General features: G+C 37.3%; 12 protein-coding genes. 9 read left to right on the top strand and 3 right to left on the bottom strand.

Annotated elements, in window-relative coordinates:
• The first annotated feature begins 36 nt into the window (after window positions 1–36).
• Both FNW07_RS04445 and FNW07_RS04440 read left to right on the top strand, forming a co-directional pair.
• A complete protein-coding gene (locus FNW07_RS04445; RefSeq protein WP_158626843.1) occupies window positions 37–1,137 on the top strand; it encodes a glycosyltransferase in 1,101 nt (366 codons plus the stop codon).
• A 4-nt stretch (window positions 1,138–1,141) separates the two neighbouring features.
• Window positions 1,142–1,540 (top strand): FdtA/QdtA family cupin domain-containing protein, encoded by a 399-nt coding sequence (locus tag FNW07_RS04440; protein WP_126743765.1) that lies wholly within the window; start codon window positions 1,142–1,144, stop codon window positions 1,538–1,540.
• On the opposite strand, the gene FNW07_RS04435 is transcribed toward FNW07_RS04440, so the two are convergent.
• Both FNW07_RS04435 and FNW07_RS04430 read right to left on the bottom strand, forming a co-directional pair.
• Complete coding sequence (locus FNW07_RS04435) at window positions 1,533–2,477, bottom strand: glycosyltransferase family A protein (RefSeq protein WP_126743764.1); 945 nt, start codon at window positions 2,475–2,477, stop codon at window positions 1,533–1,535. The two genes, FNW07_RS04440 and FNW07_RS04435, sit on opposite strands and share 8 nt — an antisense overlap.
• Window position 2,478: 1 nt before the next feature.
• Window positions 2,479–3,342, bottom strand: coding sequence for a hypothetical protein (locus FNW07_RS04430; protein ID WP_126743763.1), 864 nt, complete (start codon window positions 3,340–3,342; stop codon window positions 2,479–2,481).
• 74 nt (window positions 3,343–3,416) lie between these two features.
• Between FNW07_RS04430 and FNW07_RS04425 the strand changes: the two genes are divergently transcribed.
• Window positions 3,417–4,547: a hypothetical protein gene (locus tag FNW07_RS04425; RefSeq protein ID WP_126743762.1), complete on the top strand. Its 1,131-nt coding sequence runs from the start codon at window positions 3,417–3,419 to the stop codon at window positions 4,545–4,547.
• The gene (locus FNW07_RS04420) at window positions 4,540–5,352 is read left to right on the top strand and encodes a 2OG-Fe(II) oxygenase (protein WP_126743761.1); all 813 of its coding nucleotides are present in this window, start codon (window positions 4,540–4,542) and stop codon (window positions 5,350–5,352) included. The genes FNW07_RS04425 and FNW07_RS04420 overlap by 8 nt, the downstream gene beginning before the upstream one ends.
• A gap of 34 nt (window positions 5,353–5,386) precedes the next feature.
• On the opposite strand, the gene FNW07_RS04415 is transcribed toward FNW07_RS04420, so the two are convergent.
• Window positions 5,387–6,070, bottom strand: coding sequence for a cell division ATP-binding protein FtsE (locus FNW07_RS04415; RefSeq protein ID WP_126743760.1), 684 nt, complete (start codon window positions 6,068–6,070; stop codon window positions 5,387–5,389).
• A gap of 175 nt (window positions 6,071–6,245) precedes the next feature.
• On the opposite strand from FNW07_RS04415, the gene FNW07_RS04410 reads away from it, so the two are divergent.
• The 5 genes from FNW07_RS04410 to gyrB all read left to right on the top strand — a co-directional run bounded on the left by FNW07_RS04410 (window position 6,246) and on the right by gyrB (window position 15,493).
• On the top strand, window positions 6,246–9,260 hold the full coding sequence (locus tag FNW07_RS04410) for a tetratricopeptide repeat protein (protein WP_126743759.1): 3,015 nt from the start codon (window positions 6,246–6,248) through the stop codon (window positions 9,258–9,260).
• 38 nt (window positions 9,261–9,298) lie between these two features.
• Window positions 9,299–11,053, top strand: a complete 1,755-nt coding sequence (locus tag FNW07_RS04405; RefSeq protein ID WP_126743758.1) for a TonB-dependent receptor — start codon at window positions 9,299–9,301, stop codon at window positions 11,051–11,053.
• Window positions 11,054–11,125: 72 nt separating this feature from the next.
• The gene (locus FNW07_RS04400; RefSeq protein ID WP_126743757.1) at window positions 11,126–11,575 is read left to right on the top strand and encodes a hypothetical protein; all 450 of its coding nucleotides are present in this window, start codon (window positions 11,126–11,128) and stop codon (window positions 11,573–11,575) included.
• A 174-nt stretch (window positions 11,576–11,749) separates the two neighbouring features.
• Window positions 11,750–13,366 carry an asparagine synthase B gene (asnB, locus tag FNW07_RS04395; protein WP_126743756.1) on the top strand — a complete coding sequence of 539 codons (1,617 nt, stop codon included), beginning with the start codon at window positions 11,750–11,752 and terminating at the stop codon, window positions 13,364–13,366.
• A gap of 186 nt (window positions 13,367–13,552) precedes the next feature.
• Complete coding sequence (gene gyrB, locus FNW07_RS04390; protein WP_126743755.1) at window positions 13,553–15,493, top strand: DNA topoisomerase (ATP-hydrolyzing) subunit B; 1,941 nt, start codon at window positions 13,553–13,555, stop codon at window positions 15,491–15,493.
• The last annotated feature ends 26 nt before the right edge of the window (window positions 15,494–15,519 follow it).

The raw sequence follows: 15,519 nt of genomic DNA, 5'->3' as shown, positions 1-15,519 counted from the left end.
AATGTTTATATTTGTTACGAAAATAACCAAACAATAATGATAAAACAAAATCGGAAGTATAAAATTGCCTTGGTAAGTGACTGCTTGTCCGGCGGTGGTGCTGAAAAAGTACATGCTTTATTGTCGATTTATTTTCAAAAGGCAGGTTTAGAGGTTCACAGCGTCATTTTTACCGATTGGGTTACTTATGATTATGCCGGGACATTAATGAATTTGGGAAAAGTAAAACCCAATTCTTTTTTTATTACCAGAAAACTAAAGCGGTTTTTTGTCATGAGGAAGTTTATCAGGCAAAATCGATTTGATATTGTGATTGACTTCAGAATGCGGCAGAATTTTATATTGGAATTCCTGCTTTCCAAAACAGTCTATCCAAAAAACACCATTTATACGGTCCATCATGGCTTGTTGGAATATTATTTCCCTAAATCAGCCTTTTTATCCCGTTTGATATACAAAAACAGAACTTGCGTGACGGTTTCTGAAGCGATTAGAAAAGCTATTCTCAAAAGAGATTTAGCCAAAAAAGTCGACTGTATTTATAATCCGATAGATTTTAAAGCTATTAATGGATTAGTAAATCAGAATGAAGTTGCCGGTAAAAATTATATTCTGGCGGTAGGCCGGATGGATGACATCAAGCAATTTGACAAACTGATCGTCGCTTATTCAAAGTCCCGCTTGCGCGATAATAATATCAAACTCCTTCTGTTAGGCGAAGGGAAGAATAAAGAAAAGTACATCAATCTGGTATCCCAATTAGGTATGGATGACTGGGTGGAATTCGGAGGTTTTGTTGCAAATCCATTTCCATATTATAAGAATGCCCTTTTTTTGGCATTATGCAGTAAAAATGAAGGCTTTCCAAATGTGTTGATTGAATGTCTATCTGTCGGAACGCCGGTAGTTTCTTTCGATTGTTTTACGGGTCCAAGCGAAATTATTAGAGATCGGGAAAATGGTCTTTTGGTTGAAGATCAAAACTTTATCAAACTTACCGAAGCTATGGATTTATTGGCAGAAGACCACGAGCTGTATCACCATTGCAAAGCCAACGCCAGTCAAAGTGTCGAATCTTTTTCATTGGATAAAATAGGAAAGCAATGGTTGGATTATTTGAAAATTAACGTAAGTTAGCTTTATGAACATAGAAATTATCACAATCCCTAAAATAGAAGATACCCGCGGTAATATTGCCGTAATTGAAAATAATATCGTTCCTTTTGATATTAAAAGGGTGTATTATCTCTTCGATGTTCCCAGCAATGCCAAACGCGGAGGACATGCCCATAAGGAGCAGTGGGAATTGTTAATTCCACTTTCGGGAAGTTTTGATGTCGTGCTGAAGGATGGAAACGAAGAACAGATCGTGAGGTTAAACAAACCAGATAAAGGATTGTTGATTAAGTCAAATGTATGGCGGGAACTGGAAAATTTTTCGTCCGGTGCCGTTTGTCTGGTTGTTGCTTCGGATGTTTTTAACGAAGCCGATTACATCAGGGAATTTGATGCATTTCTTCGTTTTATGAAAATCAGCTAAAACTGGTTAACCGCACGCCTTTTTGTAAAAATAATTGTTTTATTTTTCGAACCCATTTTACAAAAAGAATGGGAGCTTTAAGCAATACTACTTGTTTTTTACTGAGGTTATTTTGATCTATTTCCGATGCCATTTTCCTGTAAACGGATTTGTTTCCGGCTACTTTATAATCCATCGCAAGAAAGTACCTGTTCACATCAAGATACTGTTTGACCGAAGGTTTTTTCTTCGCTAGGATTTCATATTTATTGAAATCGGTAATGGTCTTAGTATTGATATTGGAGTTGGTAATCTGGTTCTCCGAGAAAATAGTGTATCGCGCACAAACCCCATTGTAATAGGCAAGGGGATACTCAAAATTTGCACGAATATTGAAATCTACATCCTCGCCCAAAGTAATGGATTCATCAAAAAGACCAACCGCTTTGAACACTTCTTTTTTAATGACAACACTGCTGAAACAGAAAATCAGCTGATGGGAATTCGAAATAAAAAAATCATCAACAATTTTCATTTCATTTTTCTTAAAGCCTTCGAGATTCTTTTGAGTATCTAAAACAAGATCCTCTGAATAAAACTCTTCATAATCCGTTCCATACATTCCGGCATTCGGAAACTTCTGAATCAATTCAGATATTTTTTCCAAAAAGAAAGGCTTCCAAAGGTCATCGGCATCTAGGAAAGCAATATAATCTGCTTTTGCGTGCTCGATTCCTGTATTTCGGGAAGCAGAAAGTCCTTTGTTGATTGAATGTTTAATAATCCGGATTTTCTCATCTTCGAACTTTTTTGCAATCGCTAAACTTCCGTCAGTAGAGCAATCGTCAATAATAATGATTTCATAGTCAGAGAATGACTGCGATAAAATACTTTTTAAAGTGTTTTCCACAAACGTTTCTTTATTGTACAGCGGAATGACTATTGAGAAAAACGGCATATTATTCCTGGGTGAAGGTTAGTTTCCCTAAAAGTTCGGCGCCAAGTAATTTTTCAGTTGCAAAAGGATGATTCAAAGTAGATTCAACGGTGACTTCCGGAATCTCATTTTCGGCAATTCCGTTCTTAATAAAAAAGAGATTATTTCCATATTCATTGGAACCCACCAAACGATAGCCTTTTATTTTTGCCAGATTATATAAGGCAGAATTAGATGCACCACTGTAGTAGTCCGTTTTTACATTTGCCGGTAATTTTCCGTCATAAGGAACAATTAAGTTATGGTTTCCAAAGGCAACCTGACTCTCAATGATAACGACTTTTGGCTGGATAATTTCTAATGCTTTCCAAATCCAGTAATCATTTCCGTCGATATCAATGGATAGCAGTTCGATTTCGCCTGTGATATTTTCGTTTCTAATAATGTCATTTACATTTTCTGCGGTAATGAAACTATGCAGGAATTTAGGTTTGTAGCACCATGGATCTGGGTATCTTTTATAAAAATGCTGGCCTCTCTCGATTACTTTCTTATCTCCGTCAACGAACAATCCTTTCCAGCCAAAATGAATACTCAGATTGGCGCAATTACTGTTAACACCATCATGTGAGCCTAAATCAACAAAAGTTTTGGACCCCATTCCAACAACAGAAAATATGAAAAGCAATTTTCCATCCTCTTCAAATTGGGAAAAAACCTTAAATCCGGTATCTTTAAATAGGGGAAGTGTATTATTCCGTTTACAGTTTTGGTAATACTGAAATTGTTGAACTTGTGATATCTGAACAGCGGGAGAAAGTTTGTCCCAGATTCTCAGAATGTAAAAATATTTTTTCAGGAAATTTTTTAAAACTTCTTTCAGCATCACGTTTTATTTTCTTCAAAAATACTTTATTTTTCTTATATTAAATTCAAAAAGGAGTATTTTTGAGTCTTATTATGACCAAACAAAAAACACTGCATATCATCAGTTTCGACAATCCTTTTCCTCCGGTTTATGGAGGCGTTATTGATGTTTTTTATAAGGTAAAGGCATTACACGAATTAGGTGTTGAAATATACCTGCATTGCTTTGTCTCAAATATTCCAAAGCAATTTCCGGAATTAGAAGCGATTACCACAAAGGTTTATTTTTATAAAACATTGGTTAATCCTTTTTTAATTTTTGATAAAAAACCTTTATCCGTAGCGACGAGAAATAATGAACAGCTTCTGGCGAATCTTAAAAAATCAGCTGCACCAATTCTGTTTGAAGGTTTAAAAACCTCCTATTTAGTAAATGCGGACCAGCTTGAAAATCATACTAAGGTCCTACGCTTGCACAACATTGAACACAATTACTTCGGCGGTATTTCAAATAGTGAAAAATCGCTATTTAGAAAATTCATATTCGGTTTAGAAGGCAGGAAATACAGGAAGTATGAAAAAGTCATGCGTAAATTTGATACTATCATTACACTTTCTCATTTCGAGAACGACTATGTAATGCAGAATTTTAAGGAATCATTTTATATTCCTGTTTTTCATGGAAATGAGACTGTATCAGAACTTTCCCCATTTGGAAATTATGCTTTGTATCATGGCGATTTACGAATGTCGGATAATAAAAGGGCTGTGGATTTCCTGATTAAAGTATTTAAAAAAATACCGGATTATAACCTGGTTATCGCTTCCGGTTGTGGTGATGGTTATGTAGAAAAACAGATAAGGCAAGCCCCAAATGTTTCTTATATTTCAATCAAAAACCAGGATCATTTACACAAATTATTGGTAGATGCCCATATGAATGTCATGCTTTCTTTTCAGCAATCGGGGACAAAATTAAAATTAATCAATTCGCTTTATAAGAGTCGCTTTTGCATTATTAACGCCAATATTGTTGATGATAAAGATGTTCAAAATTTATGTCATATTGCAGAAACAGAGTCCGAATTTATTGATTTAATAAATCAGTTAAAAAACCAGCCATATTTAGATTTAGAAAATAAAATCAATGTTTTGAACCGAATTCTCAACGACCAGACCAATGCGAAGTCGATTGCAAATATAATATTTCAGGAAAATGGATAGAACAGCAATTTCACTTTTGATTTTAAAAAAAATTAATCAAAGAAAAGGATATTATAAAGCAGAATTTACAAAATCCAAAGAGGCTATTGGGTATTTTTTTATTGATGATTTACTACCAAATGAATTGGCAGCCAAAATCCATGAAGTTTTTCCCAAACCTGAAGAAATGGTTTTAAAGAAAAATATTAGGGAAACGAAGTATGTGAGCGCCCAAATGAATTCGTATCATCCTCTACTGGAAGAGATTATTTATGCTTTTCAGGATGATAAAATAGTGAATCTTATTGGAGAAATTTGCGACATACAAAATCCTATGGCGGATGAATTTCTATATGCTGGGGGTATTTCTATGATGGGGAAAAAACAATACCTGAATCCGCATTTGGATAATTCTCATGACAAAGACAGGGAACGTTGGCGGGTTTTAAATTTACTGTATTATGTGACACCAGATTGGGAAGAAGAAAACGGTGGGAATCTGGAGCTCTGGCCAAATGGGATAAAAAATAAACAAATTACAATTCACAGTAAGTTTAACCGATTGGTTATTATGGCAACTCACAACCAGTCCTTGCATTCGGTATCGCCGGTAACCTACGCCGGTTTCCGTCGGTGCATTTCTAATTATTATTTTTCCAAAACGGCTTTATTGGCATCTGATAATTTTCATGTGACTTCATTTCGGGGGCGACCGGAGCATAAAATCACGGATATGGTTTTGCAGATGGACGCTTGGCTCAGAATGATTGTACGCAAGGTATTCACAAAAGGAATAAAAGAAAATCCTCATGTTTATAAAAAATAACTGAATGTTTATCTGCTAAAACTTCAGACCTAATTTAAACCGTTCTCTGTACTACCTCAAAAATGGTATTATCCTCACACTTCAAAGTCTTCGATGGGAATTTCATCAATAGCGCATAATCATGGGTAGCCATAATAACCGTTTTCCCGTTCGCATTGATTTTTCGTAGTACTTCCAATACTTCGGCACTGGTTTGTGGATCCAGGTTTCCGGTAGGTTCATCAGCAAGAATCAGTTCCGGGTCATTCAATAACGCGCGGGCAATCGCCACACGCTGTTGTTCTCCTCCTGATAATTGATGCGGCATTTTTGAAGCAAATATTTTCATGTCGACCTTGTCCAGAACTTCATCAATTTTCACCTGCATTTCAGCTTTGTCAGTCCATCCGGTGGCTTTCAATACAAAAAGCATGTTCTCATTCACGCTTCGGTCCGGTAGTAATTTAAAATCCTGAAATACAATCCCGATTTTTCTTCTCAAATATGGAATATTACTCTCTTTCAAGGCTGCCAAATCAAAATCCACTATGCTGGCCTGTCCTTCTGTCAAAGGCAAATCCGCATAAAGCGTTTTCATAAAACTACTTTTTCCAGAACCTGTTTTTCCGATAATATAAATGAATTCACCATGGTTAACCTCCAAGTTAATGTTGGATAAAATGACTTTATTTTCCTGGTAAATCGTTACATTTCTTAAAAATAGGACTGGCTGTGACATATCTGAAATTTGTTTATCGGGTAAAAGTAATAAGATTTACCCGAATTGCAATTGACAATTATCAATTATAAGAATTTTTCCATTTGTTTACTATTATGTTCATAATAAAAACCAAAAGTGCGCCGTTATACACTACAGAATATGATATATTTGAATCTACTAAAACAGAACAACTATGCGCAAACAGTCTTGGTTATTATTATGGTTATTTTTTATTGGAGTAACGACCATGTCAGCACAAAAATCGGCGATTCACACTCATGATTTAGAAGATTACGACAGAGCACTCGCTTTATACAACAACAACCAATACCAATCTGCGCAGATTATTTTCGAAAAGGTAAAATCGGAATCCAAAAACACAGAAGTGCAATCTGATTGTGCCTACTACAGCGCCAATTGTGCCATTCGACTGAATCAGGCCAATGCCGATGCCAAAATGGAAAGTTTTGTATCCGATTATCCTACCAGTACCAAGCAAAATCAAGCTTATATTGAAGTGGCGCATTATTATTTTGAGCAGGGAAAATACCCTCAGGCACTGCAGTATTTTGATAAAGTGGATGAAAGTACGCTGAGTAATGACGATATTGACAAGTTCAATTTTCAGAAAGGTTATGCTTTTTTTAGTTCCAACCAAAAGAAAGAAGCCACTCCGTATTTCAACAAAGTATTGAATTCACCGACCTATGGTTCACAAGCCAAGTATTATCTTGGTTTTATGGCGTATGAAGGCGACGATTATAAAAAGGCGACCAAGTATTTTGATGAGGTTGCCGGTGAAGAGAAATACAAAGAGAAGCTGTCCTATTTTCAGGCAGATATGAATTTCAAATTGGGGAATTTCCAAAAAGCGATTGATTTGGGTCTGGCGGCAATGCCAAAATCCAATGCTTTGGAAAAATCAGAACTGAATAAAATTATCGGTGAAAGTTATTTCAACCTTAAACAATACGACAAGGCAATCCCTTATTTAAAGGAATACAAAGGTAAAAAAGGACGCTGGAGCAACACCGATTTCTATCAATTAGGATATGCCTATTACAAGCAGAATGATTTTGAAAATGCCATTGCGCAGTTTAGTAAAATTATCACCGGAAACGATTTCGTTGCCCAAAATGCCTATTATCACTTAGGGGAAAGTTATCTGAAAACCGACAAAAAACAACAGGCCTTAAATGCGTTCAAAAATGCTTCCGAGATGTCTTTTGATGCAAAGATCCAGGAAGATGCCCATTTGAATTACGCCAAACTAAGTTATGAAATCGGAAACTCCTATCAGAGTGTTCCGGATGTATTGTCTTCTTTCCTCGAAAAATATCCTAATTCACCAAGTAAAACCGAAATTGAAACGCTATTGATCAATTCCTTTATTACGTCCAAAAACTATAAAGGCGCATTGGAATTATTGGAAAAGAATAAAAACTTTGCCAATCGCGCCGTGTATCAGAAAGTAACTTTTTACAGAGGATTGGAATTGTATACCGATGGTAGTTACCAGGAAGCACTGGCGATGTTCAAAAAATCAATCGCGGAACCGAAAGATGCGAAATTTACTGCCCGGGCTACCTTTTGGAAAGGGGAAACCGAATATGTGCTGGATAATTTCAATGAGGCTTTGTTGAGTTTTAAACAGTTCACGGGGTACGCTGAAGCAAAAAACACTCCTGAATTTAAAAACATCAATTACAATATTGCGTACAGTTATTTCAAGCAAAAGGAATACGATCAGGCGGGGGATTATTTCCAGAAACACATTGATTTGGTGAAAGATGACAAAATCCGTCTGAATGATTCCTATCTGCGATTGGGGGACAGCCGCTTTGTAACTACAAAGTACTGGCCGGCAATGGATGCCTACAATAAAGCGATCGAACTGCGAAGTGTCGATGCTGATTATGCGCAATTCCAAAAAGCAATCAGTTATGGTTTTGTTGCCAAAAATGATAAGAAAATAGAAGATCTGAATAAGTTCGTTACCCTATATCCAAAATCACAATACCGTGATGATGCGTTGTTTGAACTTGGAAATACGTATGTAACCGAAAAGAAAAATGATTTGGCCATCCAAACATATGATCAATTAATCCGTGAATTCAAAAGCGGTTCGTATGCTTCAAAAGCGATTTTACGCCAGGGATTGATTTATTATAATGGTGAAAAAGACGACTTGGCTTTATCCAAATTTAAAAAAGTTGCTGCCGATTATCCTAAATCCCCGGAAGCATTGGAAGCAGTTGCGACCGCACGTATTATATATGTAGACAACGGAAGAGTGGATGAATATGCGAATTGGGTAAGAACATTGGATTTCGTTGAGGTTTCGGACGCCGATCTGGATAATGATACCTATGAGGCAGCTGAAAAACAATACCTGCAGAACAATACCAAACAATCCATATCAGCTTTTAGCGGGTATGTTTCTAAATTTCCAAACGGGATTCATGCTTTGAAAGCCAATTTCTACTTGGCACAATCGTATTATGCGGACGGATTGGAAAGCAATTCGGTTCCCAATTATGAGTTTGTCATTGCAAAACCCAGAAACGAATTTACCGAGCAGTCATTGGTGCGTTTGGCACAGATCCATTTGAAAGCTGATAATTCACAAAAAGCTATTCCGGTTCTGAAACGCTTGGAAACCGAAGCGGATTTCCCGCAGAACGTTACTTTTGCACAAGCAAATCTGATGAAATCATATTACGAACTAAAAGATTATCCAAATGCTGTGGTCTATGCCGATAAGGTTCTGGCCAATCCTAAAACAGATGATAAAGTAAAAAGTGATGCGCAGATTATTGTTGCCCGTTCCGCTATCAAATCGAATGACGAGACAAAAGCACGAACTGCTTATGCCAAATTATTAATGATTGCCAAAGGGGAACTGGCTGCTGAAGCGCTCTATTATGATGCTTATTTTAAAAATAAAGACGGAAAATATGAAGCTTCCAATACGGCAGTTCAAAAATTAACCAAAGATTATTCCGGATACAAATATTTCGGTGCCAAAGGTTTGGTCGTAATGGCAAAAAATTTCTACGGATTGAAAGACAGTTTTCAGGCAACTTACATCTTGGAAAGTGTAATCAAGAATTTCTCAGCTTATCCCGATGTTGTGGAAGAAGCCCAAAAGGAATTGGATAAAATCAAGTCAGAAGAGTCCAAAACAAATTCGTCTATTCAAAACTAATTAGAGATTTTATTTTTCTCATTATTAAATTCCATCATATGACATTTAAGATCCAATATAAAATAACGTTCATACTATTGCTTGCAGGTTTGCAGATCACTTGGGCCCAAAAGAAAGATGAAAACATCGGGACGGAAGTAGTCAACGTGGTAAAACCGTATACGCCGACCATATCGGATGCATTTAAAGTAAAGGAAACGCCTTCTTTGGAAGATGAGGACAACACCAAGAAAGAAGTAATCAAATACAATATTTTCTCTTTTCCGGTAGCTTCGACTTTTACACCTTCTAAAGGAAGAGCAGCGAATGTGGATAAATCTCCTGAAGAAAAAATATTCAAGAACTACGCGACATTAGGTTTTGGAAATTATGCGACCGTAAACGCGGAACTTTTTGTAACCGAAAATATCAGTGGTAATGAATATGTGGGCGGAAACCTTCGTCATCTTTCTTCTCAAGGCGGAATTAAAGATGTAGAATTGGATGATAAATTCTATAATACTTCTCTGGATTTGACTTATGGAAATCAGCAGCAGAAATTGTCATGGACTGTCGACTTAGGGTACCAAAATCAGGTGTATAATTGGTATGGATTGCCCGTTGATTTTGGCGCAAGCCTGATACCTGAAGACAGGAACGCATTAATTGACAGTATCGACCCGCAACATATGTTTCATAATTTTTATGCAGGTACCAAATTAAATTTTACAGAAAGTGTTTTCAGTGAAGCGAGTATGAAATACAACCGTTTTTGGGATGACCGCGGCTCTGCTGAAAACAGGTTTTATGTTAAGCCTTCATTTCAATTTGATGTGATGGAAGAAAAAATAAAAATGAATTTCATCGCCGATTATTTGGGCGGTTCCTTCGAAAAAGATTATTCGGAAGCAACGGCGCTAAAATATGGTTATACGAATTTGGGTGTCCACCCGAGTATCGTCATGAACAAAAATGACTGGTCTGTAAATCTGGGCGCAGCTATTTTTTATAGTCTGGATATGGAACGTAAAGAAAATAATTTTTTCATTTATCCGCAGATTAATGCCTCTTTGAAAGTGGTGGGGAATCTGATGATTTTTTATGCTGGAGCAGAAGGAGGCCTGGAGCAAAACTCATATCGTGATTTCACCAATGAAAATCCATTCGTATCGCCAACATTAAACATTGCACCAACCGACAAACAATATGATGTTTTTGCAGGTTTAAAAGGAAAATTGGCTAATAGTGTCAGCTATAATCTTCGCGGGTCTTATAAGAGTGAAAAAAACAAAGCCTTATTCAAAAGTCACAACTATTCTGAAAACCCGGCAAATGAAGATTATGGATTCGGAAATTCGTTTGATGTAGTGTATGATGATATGAAAACCATGAGTTTTTATGGCGAACTGAAAGCGGATTTCTCTAAAAATGTTTCTTTTGGGATCAACGGAACTTTCAATAGTTATAAAAATGATTTCCAGGAAGAAGCTTGGAACTTGCCGGAGATAAAATTGGCTTCCAGTTTAGATGTGAACATCACCAAAAAATGGTATGCCGGTGTGAATGTGTTTTATGTAGGCGAAAGAAAAGATATGCAGATGAACACGGATATCCTTCCGCTTGTGCCGATAACGCCAACAACCTTAAAAGGCTATTTTGATGCCAATGCTCATCTGGGATTTAAATACAATGAAAGACTGACAGGATTCTTAAAATTGAACAACATTGCTAATCAAAGCTATGAAAAATGGATGAATTATCCGGTTCAGGGCTTCCAATTCTTGGTAGGAGCGAGTTATAAATTTAATTTCTAATAAAAAATAATAATTTTGTAAAGAGAACCTGTAGGAGCAATTCTTATAGGTTTCTTTTTTAGCTATAAAAACATGACATTCAAACAAAAGATACACCAATACTATTTGCAACAAGTTCAGGACAAAATTGATGTCTTTCGGGACATGATTGCTTCACTTACCGAAGATTCGAAAAACGATTCCAAAGGTTCGGCAGGAGACAAGCATGAAACGGCTTTGTCGATGATGCATATCGAGCAGGAAAAACTCAATCATAAACTTAAGGAAGCAATAGACCAAAAAGCAGTTTTGGATAAAATTGACCCAGCAAGTGCTTCAAATAAAATTGCTCTGGGAAGTCTGGTTCAGGCCAATGGTATCTATTTATATGTTAGTCTTGCTTTGCCCAAAATCAATATTGACGGAATCAATGTGATTGCTTTATCACCTCAATCTCCTTTGGGAAATAAATTAATGGGTACAGAAGTTGGATTTTCTTTTGAAATCAATACCACAAAGTATCTGATTGAAAGTATTTCCTAAATGCTTTCTTATGAAATGTAACCTAATCTCTTTGTTTTACTTCTTTTAAATTTCTGTTTACTTATAAAACTACACTTTTGGTTATAGATATAAACCAAATTACTATTTATGCTTTCCGATGAAAAGGTAAAACCACATCTTTGCTATATAGTAATCTTTTAAAGCAGAACATGTATGTGTGGGATTTTAGCCATTATAGGAAAAGGAAAAAATGAAAAAACAGCCAAAACACTTTCTAAAAGAATGTCGCATCGCGGCCCCGATGAAAGTGATATGCTTATTACCGAAAATGGACATATCCTTAGCCATGAGCGTTTATCAATAATCGATTTACATTCCGGGCGCCAGCCTATCAAAGGGTCTAAAAATGCCTACGTGGTTCATAATGGCGAAATCTACAACCATCAGGAATTGCGGGATACGGTTTTGAATCACCATACTTTCAGAACCAAATCGGATTCGGAGGTAATCGTTCATCTGTATGAGGAATTCGGTTATGATTTCTGTGATAAATTGGATGGCGATTTTGCATTCGTCGTTATCAATGGGGATGATTACATTGCCGGTCGGGACCCAATGGGAGTGAAGCCGATGTACTACGGACTTGATGAAAGAGGACGTATCTATTTTGCTTCAGAAATGAAACCTATTGCCGATCAATGCCAGACTTTTTCGACTTTTCCCCCGGGACATTTTTATACACAGAAAACAGGTTTTGTAAAATATTACACGCCCGTTTATGAAGATCATACGAAAGCCCTTCAGGAACTGGATTTGGACTTAATACGGGAAACTTTGACTGAAGCTACCCGAAAAAGATTAATGAGTGATGTGCCCATTGGCGTTTTGTTATCAGGAGGGCTGGATTCGTCTTTGACATCGTCGATCGCTTCCAGATTATTGTCCGAAAGCGGTAAAAAGCTGCATTCGTTTTCGATAGGTTTGGATGAAAATGCACCGGATGCTGCCGCAGCAAGAAAAGTAGCCGAATTTTTAGGGACAGAACACCACGAAATCCATTTTAGCATCGAACAGGGAATTGAAATCCTGGATAAATTAATCTGGCATCTGGAGACATATGATGTGACATCGGTAAGAGCAAGTACACCGATGTATTTTTTATCAAAAGCCATTGCTGAAAAAGGTATAAAAGTAGTATTGTCAGGTGAAGGAGCTGATGAAATATTTGGCGGGTATCTGTATTTCAGGAACGCACCTTCCACGGAGGAATTCCAGAAAGAAACCATTGAAAGAGTTCAGAAGTTATTTACTGCCGATTTATTGCGGGCAGATAAATCAACCATGGCGCACGGATTGGAAGCCAGAGTACCGTTTTTAGACAAAGCATTTCTTGAAATGTCCATGCAGATTAAGCCGGAAGAAAAACAGCCTAAAACGTACGAAGGGATTGAAAAATACATCCTTCGAAAAGCGTTCGATACCCCGGAACAACCGTATTTACCAAAAGAGGTATTGTGGAGACAAAAAGAACAGTTTTCGGATGGAGTAGGATATAATTGGATTGACCAGTTAATCGAATACTGTACGATGCAAGTGACTGATGCGCAGCTGGAAGCGGCTGGTGAAATATTTCAGTACAATACGCCAACAACGAAAGAAGCCTATTATTACAGAGCCATTTTTCATAAATATTACCCACAACTAAGTGCGGCTCAGACCGTGCGAAAATGGATTCCAAAATGGCAGGAAAACCAAGACCCAAGCGGTAGGGCCAATGCCGCTCACCTTCAGGCTGATGTAGAAATTGCAAAAGCCAACATTACGGCATAAACTGATGGATAGTGTGCCGGTTGTTGTGAAAAAACGTTCGCTGTGAGGGGAGCGTTTTTTTGTTTGAATTAATCAACAAAATGTTAATAACTTCACTCCTAAATATAGTGTTTTCCGTAGTTAATCATTCTCGTTTTTATATATTTGCCTGTTAGAGAAAAATTACATTTTTTAGAATAAATTTATATGAGCGAAGATATCAAGAAGAATAATTATTCAGCAGATAGTATTCAGGCGTTAGAAGGAATGGAGCACGTAAGGATGCGTCCTTCGATGTATATTGGAGATGTAGGGGTAAGAGGTTTGCATCACTTGGTTTATGAGGTGGTGGATAACTCTATCGATGAGGCGATGGGTGGTCATTGTGACACCATTCGGGTTGATATAAATGAGGATGGTTCTGTATCTGTTGAGGATAACGGACGTGGAATCCCGGTTGATATGCACAAAAAAGAAGGCGTTTCGGCGCTGGAGGTTGTAATGACCAAAATTGGTGCCGGTGGTAAATTTGATAAGGATTCCTATAAAGTTTCCGGAGGATTGCACGGTGTCGGGGTTTCTGTTGTGAATGCATTGTCCAATCATTTGAGAGCTACGGTTCACAGAGACGGTAAAGTATATGAGCAGGAATATGAAAGAGGAAAAGCACTTTATCCTGTAAAACAAATTGGAACTACCGATAAAAGAGGAACGATTGTTACTTTTTATCCTGATAATACTATTTTTACACAAACGACCGAGTTTTCTTATGATACCTTGTCAGCTCGTATGCGTGAACTTTCGTTCCTGAACAAAGGAATCACAATTACTTTTACCGATAAAAGAGAATTGGATAAGGACGGGAATTTCATTTCTGAAATTTTCCATTCTGATGAAGGTCTGAAAGAATATATCCGTTATCTGGATGGGAACCGCGAGCCTATTATCTCTCACGTAATTTCGATGGATTCTGAAAAAGGAGAAATTCCGGTTGAGGTGGCGTTAATTTACAACACCAGTTATACCGAGAATATTTTTTCTTATGTAAATAATATCAATACCCACGAGGGAGGAACACACTTGCAGGGTTTCAGAACTGGTCTTACCAGATCTTTAAAGAAATATGCAGATGCTTCCGGAATGTTGGATAAGCTGAAGTTTGAAATTGCCGGGGATGACTTCCGCGAGGGATTAACAGCGATTATTTCGGTAAAAGTGGCCGAACCTCAATTTGAGGGACAAACCAAAACCAAATTAGGTAACAGAGAAGTTGTTTCGCCGGTAAGTCAAGCGGTTGGTGATATGATTGAAGCTTATTTGGAAGAAAATCCAAATGATGCCCGAATCATCGTTCAAAAAGTAATTCTTGCAGCTCAGGCCCGTCATGCAGCGAAGAAAGCACGTGAAATGGTGCAGCGTAAAACTGTTATGGGTGGTGGTGGATTACCTGGAAAATTATCAGATTGTTCGGAACAGGATCCGGCTAAATGTGAAGTATATCTTGTCGAGGGAGATTCGGCGGGTGGAACGGCAAAACAAGGCCGTGACAGAGCATTTCAGGCGATTTTACCATTGCGTGGTAAGATTCTGAATGTGGAAAAAGCAATGGTTCATAAAGTTTTTGAAAACGAAGAGATCAGAAATATATTTACAGCTCTTGGAGTAACCATAGGTACTGCCGAAGACAGTAAAGCATTGAACATAGAAAAACTAAGATACCATAAAGTGATTATTATGTGTGATGCCGATGTCGATGGTAGCCACATTTCTACTTTGATTTTAACGTTCTTCTTTCGTTTCATGAAAGAATTAATCGAGGAAGGACACGTATATATCGCTGCGCCACCTTTGTATTTAGTGAAAAAAGGAAATAAAAAGGAATATGCGTGGAATGATGTTCAGCGTGACCAGGCTAATGAAAGAATGGGCGGAAGTGCCGCTATTCAGCGTTATAAAGGTCTTGGAGAGATGAATGCGGAACAATTATGGGAAACTACAATGGATCCGAGTTTCAGAACTTTACGTCAGGTAACCATTGATAGCTTAGCGGAAGCAGATCGCGTTTTCTCAATGTTAATGGGTGATGAGGTGCCACCACGTAGAGAATTTATCGAGAAGAATGCCGTATATGCTAATATTGATGCATAATATTGCGCATAATTATAAAATGAAAT

The organism is Flavobacterium sp. GT3R68 (assembly GCF_007109225.1).
Taxonomy (GTDB): domain Bacteria; phylum Bacteroidota; class Bacteroidia; order Flavobacteriales; family Flavobacteriaceae; genus Flavobacterium.
This window is presented reverse-complemented; position numbering and strand designations above follow the sequence as displayed.